The sequence below is a fragment of the Kitasatospora sp. NPDC094019 genome, from assembly GCF_044764505.1.
In the GTDB taxonomy this organism is placed as follows: domain Bacteria; phylum Actinomycetota; class Actinomycetes; order Streptomycetales; family Streptomycetaceae; genus Kitasatospora.
In genome coordinates, this window is the sequence record NZ_JBIWIF010000001.1 from 272,723 (window position 1) to 289,481 (window position 16,759).

The 16,759-nt window shown below is 75.1% G+C and carries 11 protein-coding genes; 7 read left to right on the forward strand and 4 right to left on the reverse strand.

Annotated elements, in window-relative coordinates:
* Positions 1–258 precede the first annotated feature (258 nt).
* The 3 genes from ACIQ9P_RS01305 (at position 259) to ACIQ9P_RS01315 (ending at position 4,335) form a co-directional block, all read left to right on the forward strand.
* A complete protein-coding gene (locus ACIQ9P_RS01305) occupies positions 259–2,514 on the forward strand; it encodes an MMPL family transporter (RefSeq protein ID WP_402349797.1) in 2,256 nt (751 codons plus the stop codon).
* A 175-nt stretch (positions 2,515–2,689) separates the two neighbouring features.
* A complete protein-coding gene (locus ACIQ9P_RS01310) occupies positions 2,690–3,583 on the forward strand; it encodes a phosphotransferase enzyme family protein (protein WP_402347789.1) in 894 nt (297 codons plus the stop codon).
* 101 nt (positions 3,584–3,684) lie between these two features.
* Positions 3,685–4,335 (forward strand): hypothetical protein, encoded by a 651-nt coding sequence (locus ACIQ9P_RS01315; RefSeq protein WP_402347791.1) that lies wholly within the window; start codon positions 3,685–3,687, stop codon positions 4,333–4,335.
* Here ACIQ9P_RS01315 and ACIQ9P_RS01320 read toward each other — a convergent pair.
* From ACIQ9P_RS01320 to ACIQ9P_RS01335, 4 genes are all read right to left on the reverse strand, one after another.
* Complete coding sequence (locus tag ACIQ9P_RS01320) at positions 4,307–5,008, reverse strand: exonuclease domain-containing protein (protein WP_402347794.1); 702 nt, start codon at positions 5,006–5,008, stop codon at positions 4,307–4,309. The two genes, ACIQ9P_RS01315 and ACIQ9P_RS01320, sit on opposite strands and share 29 nt — an antisense overlap.
* Before the next feature lie 273 nt (positions 5,009–5,281).
* On the reverse strand, positions 5,282–5,902 hold the full coding sequence (locus ACIQ9P_RS01325; RefSeq protein WP_402347797.1) for an RICIN domain-containing protein: 621 nt from the start codon (positions 5,900–5,902) through the stop codon (positions 5,282–5,284).
* Between the two features lie 192 nt (positions 5,903–6,094).
* Positions 6,095–7,342 carry a Dyp-type peroxidase gene (locus tag ACIQ9P_RS01330; protein ID WP_402347800.1) on the reverse strand — a complete coding sequence of 416 codons (1,248 nt, stop codon included), beginning with the start codon at positions 7,340–7,342 and terminating at the stop codon, positions 6,095–6,097.
* A gap of 164 nt (positions 7,343–7,506) precedes the next feature.
* Positions 7,507–8,787: an SAV2148 family HEPN domain-containing protein gene (locus tag ACIQ9P_RS01335; protein ID WP_402347803.1), complete on the reverse strand. Its 1,281-nt coding sequence runs from the start codon at positions 8,785–8,787 to the stop codon at positions 7,507–7,509.
* Positions 8,788–9,338: 551 nt separating this feature from the next.
* On the opposite strand from ACIQ9P_RS01335, the gene glgX reads away from it, so the two are divergent.
* The 4 genes from glgX to treZ all read left to right on the forward strand — a co-directional run bounded on the left by glgX (position 9,339) and on the right by treZ (position 16,752).
* Positions 9,339–11,486 (forward strand): glycogen debranching protein GlgX, encoded by a 2,148-nt coding sequence (gene glgX, locus ACIQ9P_RS01340; RefSeq protein ID WP_402347806.1) that lies wholly within the window; start codon positions 9,339–9,341, stop codon positions 11,484–11,486.
* A 134-nt stretch (positions 11,487–11,620) separates the two neighbouring features.
* Complete coding sequence (locus ACIQ9P_RS01345; protein ID WP_402347809.1) at positions 11,621–12,367, forward strand: hypothetical protein; 747 nt, start codon at positions 11,621–11,623, stop codon at positions 12,365–12,367.
* Positions 12,368–12,484: 117 nt separating this feature from the next.
* Positions 12,485–15,037, forward strand: coding sequence for an alpha-amylase family glycosyl hydrolase (locus ACIQ9P_RS01350; protein WP_402347812.1), 2,553 nt, complete (start codon positions 12,485–12,487; stop codon positions 15,035–15,037).
* The gene (gene treZ, locus ACIQ9P_RS01355; protein ID WP_402347816.1) at positions 15,034–16,752 is read left to right on the forward strand and encodes a malto-oligosyltrehalose trehalohydrolase; all 1,719 of its coding nucleotides are present in this window, start codon (positions 15,034–15,036) and stop codon (positions 16,750–16,752) included. Before ACIQ9P_RS01350 ends, treZ begins: the two co-directional genes overlap by 4 nt.
* Positions 16,753–16,759 lie beyond the last annotated feature (7 nt).

The window sequence follows — 16,759 nt, forward strand, 5'->3', positions numbered from 1 at the left end:
TTCCTCCCCTGACCCCAGGAGGAGATATCAGGGTTCCCGGGTAGGGAAAACCCCACCCCACCCCCCAGGAAGACCATAGGGCACGCTCCCCCGCCAGCCGGATACCCCGTCAACGCCCGCTTCCCTACTGTCGATCACGGCGCCGCAACGCACCCCGGCGCCCGACTCCGGCGGCCTACCACCGCCGTACACCCGGCCCGCGCCCCGCCACCGGCGCCGGCCGCTCTTCCTGGGGGAACCGTGAAGACCAAGCCCGGCATGGCCGCCGCCATGGGCGCCTGGAGCGCCCGGCACAGAAAGGCCGCCGTCTTCGGCTGGCTGCTGTTCGTCGTCCTCGCCACCTTCCTCGGCGGCCTCCACGGCAGCACCCAGGTCGACGAGTCCGAGGCGATGCCCGGCCAGGTCTCCCGGGCCGCCGAGATCCTCGACCGGGCCGGACTCAAGTCGCCCTCCACCGAGACCGTGCTGATCCAGAGCACCGACCGGACCGCCGACAGCCCCGCCTTCCGCGCCGTCGTCGACCAGGTGATCGCCGCGGTCGACAGCACCGGCAGGGCCACCGACGTCCGCTCCCCCTACGACACCAGGGCCGTCTCCGCCGACGGCCGCTCCGCGCTCGTCCAGCTCACCGTGCGGGGCGACCACGACGAGGCCACCGCCAACGTCGGCGCCGTGGTCGACGCCGTCGCCGCCGTCCAGAAGCGGCACCCCGACCTCACCGTGGTCGAACTCGGCGACGCCAGCTCCGGCAAGTGGATGGACGAGCAGTTCGCCGACGACTTCGCCCGCGCCGAGTGGACCGCCGTCCCGCTCGCCCTCGGCATCCTGCTGGTCGCCTTCGGCGCCCTGGTCGCCGCCGTCCTGCCGGTGGTGCTCGCGCTCACCGCGTTCATCGCGGCCGGCGGGCTCGTCGCCCTCAGCAGCGGACTCCTGCACACCAGCAACAGCGCCAGTTCGGTGATGCTGCTGGTCGGCCTCGCCGTCGGCGTCGACTACTGCCTCTTCTACCTGCGCCGCGAACGCGAGGAGCGGGCCGCCGGACGCGACCTCGACACCTCGCTGCGGATCGCCGCCGCCACCAGCGGCCGGGCCGTGCTGGTCTCCGGCGTCACCGTGGTGATCGCCATGGCCGGCATGTTCCTCACCGGCATCGCCGAGTTCAGGGCCATGGCCTACGCCACCATCGTGGTCGTCGTCACCGCCGTGCTCGGCTCGCTCACCGTGCTGCCCGCGCTGCTCTCGATGCTCGGCGACCGGGTCGACAAGGGCCGGCTGCCCTTCCTGCGCCGGCTCCGCCGCCCCGACGCCGTCACCACCGGCGGCCGGTTCTGGAACGCCGTGCTCACCCCGGTGCTGCGCCGCCCGCTGGCCGCCGCCGCCCTGTCCGGCGCCGTCCTGATCGGCCTCGCCGCTCCGCTGCTCACCATGCACACCGCGAACCTCACCTTCCAGCAGCAACTGCCGAAGGGCAACGAGCTGGTCGCCGTCTCGCAGAAGATCGAGGCCGCCTTCCCGGGCAGCCCCGCGCCCGCCTCCGTGGTGATCAGGGCCACCGACATCGACTCCCCCGCGATGACCGCCGCGATCGCCGACCTCAAGGCCCGGGCCCTGGCCTCCGACCGGATGCACGGACCGGTCGACGTCACCGTCCACCCCGAGCAGAACGTCGCCACCGTCGACATCCCGCTCAACGGCAGCGGCAACGACGCGGTCAGCAACGCCGCCCTGCGCACCCTGCGCGAGGAACTGGTGCCCGCCACCGTGCTCGCGGTGCCCGGCACCGAGGCCCCGGTCACCGGCCGCACCGCCGGCTCGTACGACTTCAACGCCAAGATGACCGGTTCGATGCCGGTGGTCTTCGGCTTCGTGGTGGCCTTCGCCTTCCTGCTGATGCTCACCTCCTTCCGCTCGCTGGCCGTCGCCGGCACCGCCGTGGTGCTCAATCTGCTCTCGGTCGGCGCCGCGTACGGGGTGCTGACCCTGGTCTTCCAGCACGGGGTCGGGGCCTCGCTGCTCGGCACCGCGGGGGTCGGCGCCGTGGAGACCTGGGTGCCGCTGTTCCTCTTCGTGATCCTCTTCGGCCTCTCGATGGACTACCACGTGTTCGTGGTCTCCCGGATCAAGGAGGGCCGCGACCGGGGCCTGCCCACCCGGGCCGCGATCGCCCACGGCATCCGCTCCACGGCCGGGGTGGTCACCAGCGCGGCCGTGATCATGGTGGCGGTCTTCGCGGTCTTCGGCACCCTCTCCATGCAGGCCATGAAGCAGATGGGCGTCGGCCTCGCGGTCGCGGTGCTGATCGACGCGACGATCATCCGCGCGGTGCTGCTGCCCTCGGTGATGACCCTGCTCGACGAGCGCAACTGGTACCTGCCGCGCTGGCTCGCCTGGCTGCCCGACCTCTCCCACGGCGAGACCGTCCCGCCGCTCGGCACCGGCGCCCCGCTCGCCCCCGCCACCGCCCCGGCCGCGCCGCCCGTCCCCCAGACCCGGCACCGCCGGATCGGGGTCTGAGCCTTCCCCACGGGCCCCCGGGCCCCCGGGCCCGCAGACCCCGGACAACCGCCGGGCCCCCGGGCCCGCAGACCCCGGACAACCGCCGGGCCCCGCGTCGCGCGGGGCCCGGCACCCGTTTGCCAGAATGATCGCCCACCCTCACCCGGCTGTCACGAAGGAAACCGACACCCTCATGCTCACCTTCGACGAGGGGCGGGCGCGGCTGCTGCTCGCCCGTGCCTGCGAGTCCGCCGGCCTGCCCGACCCCGCCGGCGCCCGGCTGCTCGCCCTCGGCGAGAACGCCGTCTTCGACCTCGGCGACCTGGCCGTGGTCGCCAAGGTCGGCCGCGCGCCCGAACTCCACGACCGGGCCCGCCGCGAACTCGCCGTCGCCGACTGGCTGGCCGGCCACGACGTCCCGGTGGTCCGCCCCCACGACGCGGTGGCCGCCGGACCCCGGCTCGCCGACGGCCACCCGGTCACCTTCTGGCACCGGCTCGCCCCCGCCGAGCGGCCCGCCCGCCCGGTCGACCTCGCCCCGCTGCTGCACGCCCTGCACCGGCTGCCCGACCCGCCGTTCGCCCTCGGCCGCCGCGACCTGCTCGCCCCCGTCGAACGCTGGCTCGCCTCCGCCGAGGGCCACGTCGACCCGGCCGACGTCGACTTCCTGCGCGACCGCCGGGACTCCTTCGCCGCCGCGGCGGCCGGGCTCGCCCCGCACCTGCCGACCGGGGTGATCCACGGCGACGCGCTGCCGCGCAACGTCCACGTCGGCCCGGACGGGCCCGTCCTGCTCGACCTGGAGTTCGTCGCGAACGACCTGCGGGAGCACGACCTGGTGGTGCTCGCGCTCAGCCACGACCGGTACGGCGTGCCGGACGCGGACTACCGGGAGTTCACCGGGGCGTACGGCTGGGACGTGCGCGAGTGGCCCGGCTTCGCGGTGCTGCGCGGGGCCAGGGAGACCGCCAGCGCCTCCTGGGTCGCCCAGCAGGCCCCGGGCAACCCGGCGGCGCTGGCCGAGTTCCGGCGCCGGGTGGACTCGCTGCGGACCGGCGCCACCGAGGTGCGCTGGTACCCGTTCTGACCGCGCGCCGGGCGGCCGTTCCGGCGGCCGCCCGAACTCCCTTTCACCGTTCACCGGTTCATGTGTTCACCGGTTCACCGGCACGCCCTAGACTCCGAGCCATGGCCATCGACAGCCGCCCCGCCCCCGGTCCCCGCCTCGGCCGCGGACGGGTCGTCGGACTCCTGGTGATCGCACCCTTCACCGCCGCCGCGGGCTGGCTCGTCGCCACCGGCTTCGTCCGCGCCTACGCCACCGGCGCGTGCGGCCCCGAGCACTCCTGCGGGTCGCTGTCCGTGGCGGCCTGCCTGACCGCGGGCATCCCGCTCTGGCTGCTGGCCCTGGTGGCCGCCGCCACCACCGCCCACGGCGACGCCCCCACCACCGAACCCTCGGCCACCTCCGACCGGGGCGTCCTGGCCGGTTGCCTCGCCCTCGGCCTGCTCGGCGCGGCCCTCGCCGACGGCACCCCGCGCCCCTGGCTGCTCGCGCCCGTCCTCCCGCTCGCCCTGCTCACCGCCGCCCTGGACCGCCGCGGCGCCCGCCGATGGCACGCCCACCGGTCGGCGCCCCCGTCGCCCACCGGCTCCCCCGCCGATCCACTCGCCGATCCACCCGCCGACGCGGCCCCCTCGACGCCCGAGTTCGTCCTCGCCCTCGAACGCCTCACCGCCCTGCACCGCGAGGGCGCCCTCGACGCGGCCGAGTTCGCCGCCGCCAAGGCCCGGCTGCTCGGAACCGGGATCAGCGCAGGGGCCAACGGGGGTCTATGACCGCCTCCGGGTCCTTGCCGCGGCGCAGCCACGCCTGGAGGTCCTCGGCCCAGGCCCGGTGCCAGTCGACCTGGCGGGCGTGGAGCTCGGCCACCGGGACGACCCCGACCTGGTCGGGGTAGCGCTCGGCGAGGGCGACCGCGACCCGGACGGCGGCGAGGGCGTCGCTGCCCGCCTCGTGGGCGTCGGTCAGCTCGACGCCGTACACCTCGCAGACCCGCTGCAGGGTCCGCGAGCCCTTGCGGTACTTGTCCACCGCGCGGTCGATCACCAGGGCGTCGAGCACCGGCACGACCGGCCCGCCGAGCCGCTCGGCCAGCGTCGGCAGCCCGTGCCGGCGCAGCTCGGCGTCGAGCATCGACAGGTCGAACGGGGCGTTGAAGGCCACCACCGCCCGCCCCTCGGCGAGCCGCCCGCACAGCGCGGCGGCTATCTCGTCCACCGCCTCCTTGGCGGGCCGGCCCTTGGCCCGCGCCAGGTCGTCCCCGATCCCGTGGATCGCCGCCGCCTCGGCGGGGATCGGCACCCCCGGGTCGAGCAGCCACCCGGTGGCATCCAGCCGGCGGTCCCCGACGGTGTCCACGAGGGCGGCCGTGACGATCCGGTCCACGGCCGGGTCGGTACCCGTGGTCTCCAGGTCGAAGCCGACCAGTGGCCGCTGCCACCAGCTCATAGGAATGTGTCCTTCCGTCCTCCACTCGAACAGCCCCTATCATCACCCGCCCCTCCGACAATCCGGCCGCTGGGGCCCGCACGTCCGGCCGCCGGAGCCCCGCGGCACCCGCCGGCGGACCGATCGCGGGCGGCCCCGGCAGCGGACCCGCCGCGGACGCGGACGCGCCCTCGGCCCGCCGTGACCGGCGGGCCGAGGGCGCGGGGTCCCCAGCCGTCGTCCGCCCGGAGGACCGGCCGCCGCACGCGGTGACCGGCCGTCCGGTGATCGGTACTACGCGCCGACGATCCTCCACCACTGCTGCGACTGGAAGTTCTTCTGCCACAGCTGCGCCTGGGCGCCGTTGCCGGACACGTTCGTGTCCCGGTCCAGCACGGTGTTGTACCCGTTGTTGTACCGCGTGTTGTAGATCGCGACGTCATTGGCCCGCACGAACCACTTCTGCTGCGTGGAGCCGTTGCACTGCCACAGCTGGACCCGGGTCCCGTTGCCGCCGTTGCCGTTGGTGTCCGCGTCCAGGCACATGCCCGGGAACCGCACGCTCTCGATGCTGTAGTCGCTCCACGAGATCCACTCCTGCTGGGTGGACCCGTTGCACCCCCAGGTCTGCACCTTGGTCCCGTTGCCGCCGTTGTTGGCGTCGGCGTCCAGACACTGGCCCGGCGTCACCGAATAGAGGCTGTTGATCCGGATGTAGCTACCGGTGACGGCCTGCCGCGCACCGACCGAGCGCTGCGGACCGTCGGCGTGGGTGTCGGCGACCGCTCCGCCCAGGGTGAGCGCGGAGGCGGGCGGGGCCGCCTGCGCGGACGCGACGCCCGGGGCCGCCACGGCGCACAGCACGGCCGTGAGCGAGGCGGCGGACAGGCCGAGGAGGGTCTTGCGTACACGCATGGGAATCCCCCGAACGCGGAGCGGGGACCGCCGGTCCGGCGGTCCTGATGCCGCTGCGCAACGTGGCCAGCTTGCACAGCGGCACTCGGCCCGCGCCACGGGAGGACGCCAATCCTGTTGCGGAGATAGAACCCCATGCGGACAAGCGACTTCCGAACCGGGCCCGGCGTGCCCCCGCCCGCGCGCCACGCCCTAGCCGAGCAGGGTCCGGCCGAGCCAGTCGGTGGGGTCCTGGGCGCCGGGGAGGACGTAGAAGTAGCCGCCGCCGGTGGGGCGGAGGAAGCGGGCGAGGGGTTCGTCGATCAGGCGGGTCTGGACGGTCTCGAACTGGCGGGCGATGTCGCGCTGGTAGCAGCAGAAGGCGAGGCCCAGCTCGGGGACGCCGCCCGCGTCGAGGCCGCGGTCGTAGTTGAAGGCGCGGCGCAGGATGCGGTCGGCGCGGGTGGCGTCGGTGCGGGGGTTGGCGAGCCGGATGTGGGAGTCCAGGGCGATCACGGCGCCGTTCGGGTCCTGGGTGTAGTCGGGAGTGTCGCCCTCCTTGGCGCGGCCGAGCGGGGCGCCGTCGGACTTGCGGCGGCCGATGATCCGCTCCTGGTCGCGCAGGGGCAGTCCGTCCCAGGGGACGACCAGGGTGCGGATGGCGCGGATCACCTGGTAGGTGCCGCCGACGGCCCAGTCCGGGCCGCCGGCGTCGGCGCCCACCCAGACCAGGGCGTCCATCTGCGGGGCGGAGCCGGTGTCGGGGTTCTGGATGCCGTCCTTGAAGCCGAGCAGGTTGCGGGCCGCGCCGGTGGGACGGGCGCGGTTCTGGTAGCCGTCGAGCTGCCAGCGGGGGCTGAGCGAGCGGCTGGTGGCGCGGAGCAGGTCGCGGATCGCGTGCTGGACGGTGTCCCGGCTGGTGGCGCAGACCTGGAGGGAGAGGTCGCCGTGGCACTCGGCGGGGCGCAGGCCGTCGTTGGGGAAGGCGCGCATGGCGGTGAGCCCGGCGGGGCGGGCGTCGGCGAGGCCGTAGCGGGCGTCGAAGAGGGAGGCGCCGACGCCGACGGTGACGGTGAGGTCGTCGGTGGGCAGGGCGGCCGGACCGAGGGTGCCGCTGTCGGAGGGCGCGGCGCCGGGGCCGAGGTCGGGCGGGGTGCCGCCGTCGGTGAGGAAGCGGATCCGGTCGGTGAGGGTGCGCAGCAGGGTGGCGAGTGCGGCCCGGTCGGTGACGTGGACGTCGAGGGCGAGGAAGGTGCCGTAGCCGGGGGGCGGGTTGAGGATGCCGGCCTGGTGGACGCCGTGGAAGGGGATCCGCCCGGTGGTGGCGGCGGGGGCGGCCGGGGCGGGGCCGGCGGTGCCGAGGGCGAGGGCTCCGGCGGCTCCGGCGCCGAGGGCGGTGCGGACGAAGGCGCGGCGCGAGGCGGCGGGGGCGTCCGGCTCGGTCGTGTGCTGACTGGTCAACTGCGGGCCTTCCGGAGCGGCGGGTTCATGAGCGCGGGCGGGCCCTGGACCGGGCCGCTGATCATGGAATCGACGCTAGCAACGCCCGCCGCGGCCCGCCTCCGCTCACCGACCGGAAGGGGGACGCGGGAGGGGCCCCGGGACGGCGCCCGGGAGGGGCGGGCTCAGGACACCGGGCGGGAGTCCGCCCAGATGCCCTCGAACTCCTCGCGGTAGACCTCCAGCAGTCCGGCGTCGGTGCCGCCCGGCTCCTGCCCGGCGCCGCCGCGCAGCACCAGGGCGGGCGATTCCATGCCCCGGGCGCGGCGCAGGTACGGCTGGACGACGCCGAGGTCGCGGGTCTGCCGCCGCCCGCCGGGGGCCGTCGCCCCGGCCGGCGTGCCCTCGACCAGGTAGGCGGTGAACCTCGGGGTCTCGTCGAACACCCGGATCTCGAAGCCGCCCTGGTCGCGCAGCGCGGCGCGGACCCGGCGGACGTGCAGGATGTTCATCTGGATCGAGCGGCCCAGCTCGCCGCGGCCGAGTCCGAGTTCGCGCTCGCGGCGGCGGACGGCGCTGCTGGCCGGGTTGAGGAACAGCAGCCGGACCCGGCACCCCTCGGTGGCGAGCCGGACCAGCCGCTTGCCGGTGTAGTTCTGGCAGAGCATGCCGAGGCCGATGCCGAGCGCGTCCAGCCGCCGGGCGCCGTCGAGGAGGTCCTCGACCGGCAGGTCGCGCTGGAGCCGGACCCGGTCGGGGTGGACGGCGACGACGTCGGCGTAGCGGCCGGCGACGAGGGACTCGACCACGTCCGCGGGCACGGCCCCGGTACCGCCGTCGAGCAGGGCGAGCAGCCGGGCGGCGGCCCGTTCGGCCTGGGCGAGGACGGTCGGGGTGAGGACGCGGTTGCGGGAGACGACGTGCCGGGTGACCTCCAGCTCGTCGAGCGCGAGCTCGATCTCCCGCCGGTCGGCCAGGTAGGGCTCGAAGCAGGGCCAGTGCTGGACCATCAGCTCGCGCAGCTGCGGCAGGGTCAGGAAGACCAGCGGGTCGTCGTCGGCCGGGTCGAGCAGGTAGCCCTTGCGGCGGCTGACCTCGCGGACGGCGCCGGCCCGGTGGGCCCATTCCTCGCCGGCCGGCCCGGCCGCGGCGGTGACCCAGTCCTCGCCGTGGGCGGGCGCGTAGATCGGGTGCAGCACCTCGTCGACGAGGGAGCGGAGCCGCTGCTCGACCAGGTTGAGCCAGACGTAGGCGCGGCCGGAGAGCCGGACCCGCTGGTAGGCGTCCTCCCACTCGGTGCCGGACCAGGCGAGTGCGGGCACCTCGACCGGCCCGCCCTGCGCGGGGACGAGGGAGCGTCCGCCGGTGAGGGCGGGTCGCATGACCACCGTCGGCGCCTCGCTGCGGGCGCCGCCCCGGTCGGGGCCGCCGGGCCCACCGCCACGACCGCCGGCGGGGAACACCATGCGCACCTCACCTGGTTCCTGTCGTGAGCCGGCCGGGGCCGCTCGGAGCTGTCTGCCTGTCTGCCGTCCGGCCGGTCGACCGGTGGGCCGCACCGCCGACGCACCGTCGGTTCGCCGACGGTTCGCCTGATGGATCGCCATGAGTCCCGAACGGCCGGACGATCAAGGGTACTGCCCGCCGTGAACCGCCCGCAGCCGGTTGGAGCACGGCGGCGGCCGGGCCGCCGGGACACCCCAACCGTCTCACCCGCCCCGCTCACCACGGAAGAGCCGCGACGACCCCGCGACGACCCCGCCGCGTCCCCGCGAGGCCCCCGCGCCGGGCCGCCACGACGCGCGCGGACACCCGTTCGGGCGAATACGGCACAAATGGCCCCGCCGTCGGGGTGAGCGTCGGGGAGTATGCGGACTGTGCCGCCGTGTGCCGTGGGTCACGGTGCCCGAGCGGCGCATGCCCGGCCGCAAGGCCGGGAAGAGAGTGCCTCCGAGGTCCGGGCCCGACCGTCGGACTCCACGTCAGTTCTCCCTCTACGCAAGGAAGTCGAGGAACCATGCAGGTCTGGCCAGGGACCTCCTACCCCCTCGGTGCCACCTACGACGGGGCCGGCACCAACTTCGCCGTGTTCTCGGAGAGCGCCGACCGGATCGAGCTCTGCCTGCTCGACGAGGACGGTTCGGAGTCCTCCGTCGAACTGCGCGAGACCGACGCCTTCGTCCGGCACGCCTACCTCCCCGGCGTCCAGCCGGGCCAGCGCTACGGATTCCGCGTCCACGGCCCCTACAACCCCGGCCTCGGCCAGCGGCACAACAGCGCCAAGCTGCTGCTGGACCCGTACGCCAAGGCGATGAGCGGGACCATCGACTGGGACGAGTCGGTCTACGGCTACCACTTCGGCGCCCCCGAGCGCCGCAACGACCTCGACTCGGCCCCGCACACCATGCACTCGGTGGTGATCAACCCCTACTTCGACTGGGGCACCGACCGGCCGCCCCGCACCGACTACCACCGCACGGTGCTCTACGAGGCCCATGTGAAGGGCCTGACCAAGCTGCACCCGGGGATCCCCGAGGAGATCCGCGGCACCTACGCGGGCGTCGCCCACCCGGCCGTGATCGAGCATCTCGCCAAGCTCGGCGTCACCGCGATCGAACTGATGCCGGTGCACCAGTTCGTCCGCGACCACCGGCTGCGGGACCTCGGGCTGGCCAACTACTGGGGCTACAACACCATCGGCTTCTTCGCCCCGCACTCCTCCTACTCCTCCACCGGCGACCGGGGCCAGCAGGTGCAGGAGTTCAAGTCGATGGTGAAGGCCCTGCACGCGGCCGGCATCGAGGTCATCCTCGACGTGGTCTACAACCACACCGCCGAGGGCAACCACCTGGGCCCGACGCTCTCCATGCGCGGCCTCGACAACGTCTCCTACTACCGCCTCGCCCGGGACCAGCGGTTCTACGAGGACACCACCGGCACCGGCAACAGCCTGCTGATGCGCAGTCCGCACGTGCTCCAGCTGATCATGGACTCGCTGCGGTACTGGGTCACCGAGATGCACGTCGACGGCTTCCGCTTCGACCTCGCCGCCACCCTGGCCCGGCAGTTCCACGAGGTGGACCGGCTGTCCTCGTTCTTCGACCTGGTCCAGCAGGACCCGGTGGTGTCCCAGGCCAAGCTGATCGCCGAACCCTGGGACCTCGGCGAGGGCGGCTACCAGGTCGGCAACTTCCCGCCGCTGTGGACCGAGTGGAACGGCATGTACCGGGACACCGTCCGCGACCTGTGGCGCGGCGAGAACGCCACCCTCGCCGAGTTCGGCTCCCGGCTCACCGGCTCCTCCGACCTCTACCAGGACGACGGCCGCCGCCCGATCGCCTCGATCAACTTCGTCACCTGCCACGACGGCTTCACCCTGCGCGACCTGGTCTCCTACAACGACAAGCACAACGACGCCAACGGCGAGAACAACCGGGACGGCGAGTCCTTCAACCGCTCCTGGAACTGCGGCGTCGAGGGCCCCAGCGAGGACCCGGGCATCGAGGAGCTGCGAGCGCGCCAGCAGCGCAACTTCCTCGCCACCCTGATGCTCTCCCAGGGCGTGCCGATGCTCGCCCACGGCGACGAGTTCGGCCGCACCCAGCACGGCAACAACAACACCTACTGCCAGGACAACCCGCTCAGCTGGGTGCACTGGCCGGCCGGCGACGGGCCGGACGCCCGGCTGCTGGAGTTCACCCAGGGCATGGTCTGGCTGCGCCGCGACCACCCGGTGTTCCGGCGCCGCCGCTTCTTCCACGGCCGCCCGGTCCCGGGGCGGCACACCGGGGAGGACGGCGGGGCCGGCGCCTACGAGGACCTCACCGACATCGCCTGGTTCACGCCCGCCGGGGAGGAGATGACCAAGCGCAACTGGGGTGCCAGCTACGCCAAGTCCCTCACCGTCTTCCTCAACGGCTACGCCATCTCGGAGCCGGACCGGCGCGGCGGGAGGATCGTCGACGACTCCTTCCTGCTGATGTTCAACGCGCACTTCGAGCCACTGGGGTTCACCGTGCCGGCCGGGCACGGGCAGGAGTGGCAGGTCGTGGTGGACACCGCGCAGCCCCGGCTGCCGGCGCCGGGCGCGGGCCCGGTGGTCAAGGCGGGGGACGTGCTCTGGCTGACCGACCGCTCGCTGATGGTGCTGCAGCGTCCCGCCTGAGCCCGGACGTCCCGCCTGCGCCCACGGTGGACCGGTGTGCCGACGGCCCTTGCGCATCCGCCGCCGCACGGGCCACCGTGGTCCCCGGGGAGGCCGGAGCCTGCCCGGGGACCGGAACGAGGGGCGGCGGGACGATGACGGGCGACCGGACGACCACGGCGGAGTTCCTGCTCGGGACGCTGCTCTCCGTCCCGGGCCGGGTCGCGGACGCGACGATCCGCCGCCCACCCCCGTACCGGCGGGTGCTCGCGCGCACCCGCACCCCCGCGGCGGAGGCCGCCCGGGCCGCCGAACGCGCCCTGGTCGAGGGACTGGTCGAACGGCTCGGCGCGGTCGACGGGATCACCTTCGTCGTCGCCCAGGTGGACGACCGCCGGATCGTCCCGGAGCTCGGGCTCGACCCGGGCCACCGCCTGGAGCTGGTCTGCCAGCTCGCCGCGACCGCCTACTTCGCCACCCCGCTGGACCCGCCGGAGCTGCTGCGCCGGATCGACGCGGCCGCCGTCGCCGACTGGGGGGCCGACGGCCGCGCCGACCCGCGGCTGCCGCACCCGCCCGGCTCGGTCGCCGCCGCGCTGGCGTACTACCGCGACGGCGGCCGCCACCCGGACGGGTCGCCGCGGGAGCAGCCCGCGCTGTTCGCCCTGGGCGCGCGCCTGACCTGGGACGAGCCGGGCCGGACGCCGGTCGCGGAGCCGAGCCCGACCATGTTCAACAGCTCCTTCACCCAGTACGCGGACGATCCGGCCGCCGCCGGGGCGGTCCGGGCCGCGCGGGCCGAGCACGGGCGGATCCTGCGCCTGGGCCGTTCCGGCGCCGGCGGGCCGCAGCGTCCCGGCTACTTCACCGTGCCCCGGGGCCGACTCCGGCGCGGCCGCTGACCCCCGGCCCCGTGCGGGGCCCGCACGGGGCGCCGGGAGGTCCGCCGCCGCCGACGCTCACCTGTTCGGGCCAGCAACGGGTCTTGCCCCCGCGCCCCGCCGGGTAGGCATGGAGTCATGACCCACGCCGCCGAGCCCGCGCAGTCCCGCCCGGCCGCCGCCCCCGTCGGCGTGCCGTCCGCCAGCTACCGCCTCCAGCTCCAGCCCGGCTTCACCCTGCGCGACGCCACCGCCGCCGTCCCCTACCTGGCCGCCCTCGGCGTCTCCCACCTGCACCTCTCCCCGCTGCTGGCCGCCGTACCCGGCTCCACCCACGGCTACGACACCGTCGACCACGGCCGGATATCCGAGCAGCTCGGCGGCGAGGAGGCGCTGCGGGCGCTGGCCGCCGAGGCGCACCGGCACCGGCTGCGGCTGATCGCCGACGTGGTGCCCAACCACATGGCGGTCCCCGTCCCCGAGCACCTCAACCGGCCGCTCTGGGAGGTGCTGCGGAACGGCCCCGACTCGCCGTACGCCGACTGGTTCGACATCGACTGGACCGCCCAGCCGGGCCCGGTGGACGCCCCCGGACGCGGCCGGGTGCTGCTGCCCCTGCTCGGCGACCGGCTCGGCGCCGTCCTCGACCAGCTGGCCGTGGACGGCGGCACCCTCCGCTACCACGACCACGTGCTGCCGCTGCGCCCCGGCACCGAGTCACTGCCGCTGAACGAGCTGCTCGCCCGGCAGTGGTACCGCCCGGCCTGGTGGCGACTGGCCCGCACCGAGCTCAACTACCGGCGGTTCTTCACCGTCAACGAGCTGATCGCCGTCCGGGTGGAGCGCCCCGAGGTGTTCGAGGCGACCCACGGCACGCTGCTGCGGCTGCACCGCGACGGCGTGCTGGACGGCTTCCGGATCGACCACCCGGACGGGCTCGCCGACCCGCGCGGTTACCTGGAACGGCTGGCCCGGGCCACCGGCGGGGCCTACACGGTGGTGGAGAAGATCCTCACCGGCGACGAGCGGCTGCCCGCCGACTGGCCGTGCGCCGGGACCACCGGGTACGACGCGCTGCGCCGGATCGACGGCGTGCTCACCGACCACGCGGGCGCCTGCCGCCTGGCCGGGGCCTACGAAACCTTCCTGGCCGCCGGCTCCGCCGGCCCGAACGCCGCCGCCCCGGGCCCCGGCGAGCCGTGCGCCGCCCCCGACCCCGACCCCGGCCAGCCCTGCGCCGACCCGCACCCGGCGCTGGCCGCCGCCCGGCGGGGACGGGCCGACATGACCGGGCCCGGCGGCGAGCTGTCCGCCGAGGTGGAACGGCTGGTCCGGCTGGCCGTCCGGCTCGGCGCCGCCCACCCGGCGCACGCCGACCACCCGCCGGACCGGCTGCGCGCCGCGTTGGGCCGACTGCTGACCGGGTACCCCGCGTACCGCCCCTACGTCCGCCCCGGGGAGCCGTTGCCGACGGCCTCCGCCGAGCAGCTGCGCGCCGCCCGCGCGGCCGACGAGAGCCCCACCGACGCCACCGACCGGTTCGTCGCCGAACTCGCGGCGGGCGCGCTCGGACGCGGGCCCGAGCAGGACGAGTTCGCCGTCCGGTTCGGGCAGACCGCCGCCGCGGTGGCCGCGAAGGGGGTCGAGGACACCGCCTTCTACCGCTGGAACGCGCTGCTGTCCCTCAACGAGGTCGGTGGCGAGCCCGCCCGGCCGGGGGTGCGGCCGGAGGACTTCCACGCCTGGTGCCACTACGTCGAACGGCACTGGCCGCACACCATGACGGTGCTCTCCACCCACGACACCAAGCGCAGCGCCGACGCCCGGGCCCGGCTGGCCGTGCTGGCCGAGCAGCCCCGGGAGTGGGCCGCCGAGGCGGCGGCCTGGTCGACGGCGGCCGGGCGCGGCACCGCCGCCGGTCCCGGCGCGGCCCCGGGCCACGACCCGGACAGTGACTGGCTGCTCTGGCAGACCCTGGTCGCCGGCTGGCCGCTGACCCCGGAGCGCCTGGTCACCGCCGTGCTCAAGGCGGCCCGCGAGGCGAAGCTCCGCACCTCCTGGACCACCCAGGACGTCCGCTTCGAACGCGCCCTCGCCGACCGCGTCCACGGCGTCTTCGGCAATCCAGGGCTGCTGCCCAGGATCGAGGGCTACGTGGCCGCGCTCGCCCCGTACGCCCGCTCCAACACGCTCGCCGCCGCCCTGCTGCACCTCACCGTGCCCGGGGTGCCGGACCTCTACCAGGGCAGCGAGGAGCCGCTCCACACCCTGGTCGACCCGGACAACCGGCGCCCGGTCGACCTGGGCGCGCTGGCCGTACGGCTCACCGACTCCGCGACCGCCCGCGCGGGCGACCTGGCCCGGGAGAAGCTGCACCTCACCACCACCGCCCTGCACCTGCGCCGCACCAGGGAGTTGGGCGCGCACCACCCGCTCACCGCCGTCGGCCCGGCCGCCGCCCACCTGCTCGCCTTCGGGCGCGGCCCGGACGTCCTGACCGCCGTCACCCGGCTGCCGTACCGGCTCGCCCGGACCGGCGGCTGGCACGACACCGTGCTGCACCTGCCCGCCGGGAAGGGCTGGACGGACGAACTGACGGATCGTCATTTCCCGTCGGGTCCGGTCCCGGTGGGCGAACTGCTGGCCGGCGACCGGCCGGTGGTCCTGCTGACCAGGAGGGGCACGACATGAGGTACCGGGTCTGGGCACCGAACGCCGACGACCGGGTCGAGGTGGCGGTCGACGGCGCGCACCATCCGCTGGCCCGGGACGCCGTCCGCGCCGGATGGTGGCAGGGCGAGGCCCCAACCGGGGACTACGCGTTCGTCCTCGACGGCGGGCGCCCGATGCCGGACCCGCGCTCGCCCCGGCAGCCGCACGGCCCGGACGGGCCCAGCCGCGCCGTCGACCACGCCGCGTTCAACTGGTCCCGCACCGGCTGGCGCGGCCGCCCGCTGCCCGGCGCGGTGCTGTACGAACTGCACATCGGCACCTTCACGGCCGCCGGCACCTTCGAGGCGGCCGCCGAACGACTGGACCACCTGGTCGAGCTGGGCGTCGACTTCGTCGAGCTGATGCCCGTCTGCCCGTTCCCCGGCAAGCACGGCTGGGGGTACGACGGCGTGTCGCTGTGGGCCGTGCACGAGCCCTACGGCGGCCCCGAGGGCCTCAAGCGCTTCGTCGACGCCGCCCACCGCAAGGGCCTCGGGGTCGTCCTCGACGTGGTGCACAACCACCTCGGCCCGGCCGGCAACTACCTCCCCGCCTTCGGCCCCTACTTCACCGACCGGCACCACACCCCGTGGGGCTCGGCGGTCAACCTGGACGCGCCCGGCTCCGACGAGGTGCGCGCCTATCTGATCGGCAGCGCGCTCGGCTGGCTGCGCGACTACCGGATCGACGGCCTGCGGCTGGACGCCGTGCACGCCCTGGCCGACGACCGGGCGGTGCACTTCCTGGAGGAACTCGCCACCGAGGTCGACCGGTTGGCGGTGGCGACCAATCGCCCGCTGTTCCTGGTGGCCGAGTCCGACCTGAACGACCCGCGCACCACCACCCCCCGCGAGGCCGGCGGACAGGGCCTCGCCGCCCAGTGGAGCGACGACTTCCACCACGCCCTGCACTGCGCCCTGACCGGCGAGTCCCAGGGCTACTACGAGGACTTCGCCGCCGCCCCGCTCGCCGCCGTGGCCCGCACCCTCACCCGGGGGTACTTCCACGACGGCGGCTGGTCCTCGTTCCGGGGCCGCCACCACGGCCGCCCGTTCCCGCCCGCCCACGGCCACCGGCTGCTCGGCTACCTCCAGACCCACGACCAGGTGGGCAATCGGGCCCTCGGCGACCGGATCTCCACCAGCCTCGCCCCCGGCCGGCTCGCCTGCGGGGCCGCGCTGGTGCTCACCTCCCCGTTCACGCCGATGCTGTTCATGGGCGAGGAGTGGGGCGCGGCCACGCCGTGGCAGTACTTCACCGACCACACCGACCCGAACCTCGCCGAGGCCGTCCGCCGGGGCCGGCGGCGGGAGTTCGCCGAGCACGGCTGGTCGGCGGAATCGGTGCCGGACCCGCAGGAGCCGGCCACCGTGCTGCGCTCGGTGCTCGACTGGACCGAGCCCAGGCGCGGACCGCACCGGGCGCTGCTGGAGTGGACCCGGACCCTGATCCGGCTGCGGCGGGAGCACCCGGAGCTGACCGATCCCGATCTGGCGGCCGTCCGGGCCGATTTCGACGAGGAGGCCCGCTGGCTGGTGGTGCACCGGGGGCCGTACCGGGTGGCGGTGAACCTGGGGACGGCGGCGGCCGCGGTGCCGGCGGCCGGCGAGGTGGTGGCCGCGTTCGGGGGCCACCGCCGCTCCGGGGACCGGCTGACCCTCGATCCGGACTCGGTCGCGGTGGTCCGCCGCTGACGGTCCC

What these genes read in the sequence shown, in the direction of transcription:
- ACIQ9P_RS01305 (WP_402349797.1), top strand. Translation starts at nt 259, where the DNA reads ATGGCCGCCGCCATGGGCGCCTGGAGCGCCCGGCACAGAAAGGCCGCC.
- ACIQ9P_RS01310 (WP_402347789.1), top strand. Translation starts at nt 2,690, where the DNA reads ATGCTCACCTTCGACGAGGGGCGGGCGCGGCTGCTGCTCGCCCGTGCC.
- ACIQ9P_RS01315 (WP_402347791.1), top strand. Translation starts at nt 3,685, where the DNA reads ATGGCCATCGACAGCCGCCCCGCCCCCGGTCCCCGCCTCGGCCGCGGA.
- ACIQ9P_RS01320 (WP_402347794.1), bottom strand. Translation starts at nt 5,008, where the DNA reads ATGAGCTGGTGGCAGCGGCCACTGGTCGGCTTCGACCTGGAGACCACG.
- ACIQ9P_RS01325 (WP_402347797.1), bottom strand. Translation starts at nt 5,902, where the DNA reads ATGCGTGTACGCAAGACCCTCCTCGGCCTGTCCGCCGCCTCGCTCACG.
- ACIQ9P_RS01335 (WP_402347803.1), bottom strand. Translation starts at nt 8,787, where the DNA reads ATGGTGTTCCCCGCCGGCGGTCGTGGCGGTGGGCCCGGCGGCCCCGAC.
- glgX (WP_402347806.1), top strand. Translation starts at nt 9,339, where the DNA reads ATGCAGGTCTGGCCAGGGACCTCCTACCCCCTCGGTGCCACCTACGAC.
- ACIQ9P_RS01345 (WP_402347809.1), top strand. Translation starts at nt 11,621, where the DNA reads ATGACGGGCGACCGGACGACCACGGCGGAGTTCCTGCTCGGGACGCTG.
- ACIQ9P_RS01350 (WP_402347812.1), top strand. Translation starts at nt 12,485, where the DNA reads ATGACCCACGCCGCCGAGCCCGCGCAGTCCCGCCCGGCCGCCGCCCCC.
- treZ (WP_402347816.1), top strand. Translation starts at nt 15,034, where the DNA reads ATGAGGTACCGGGTCTGGGCACCGAACGCCGACGACCGGGTCGAGGTG.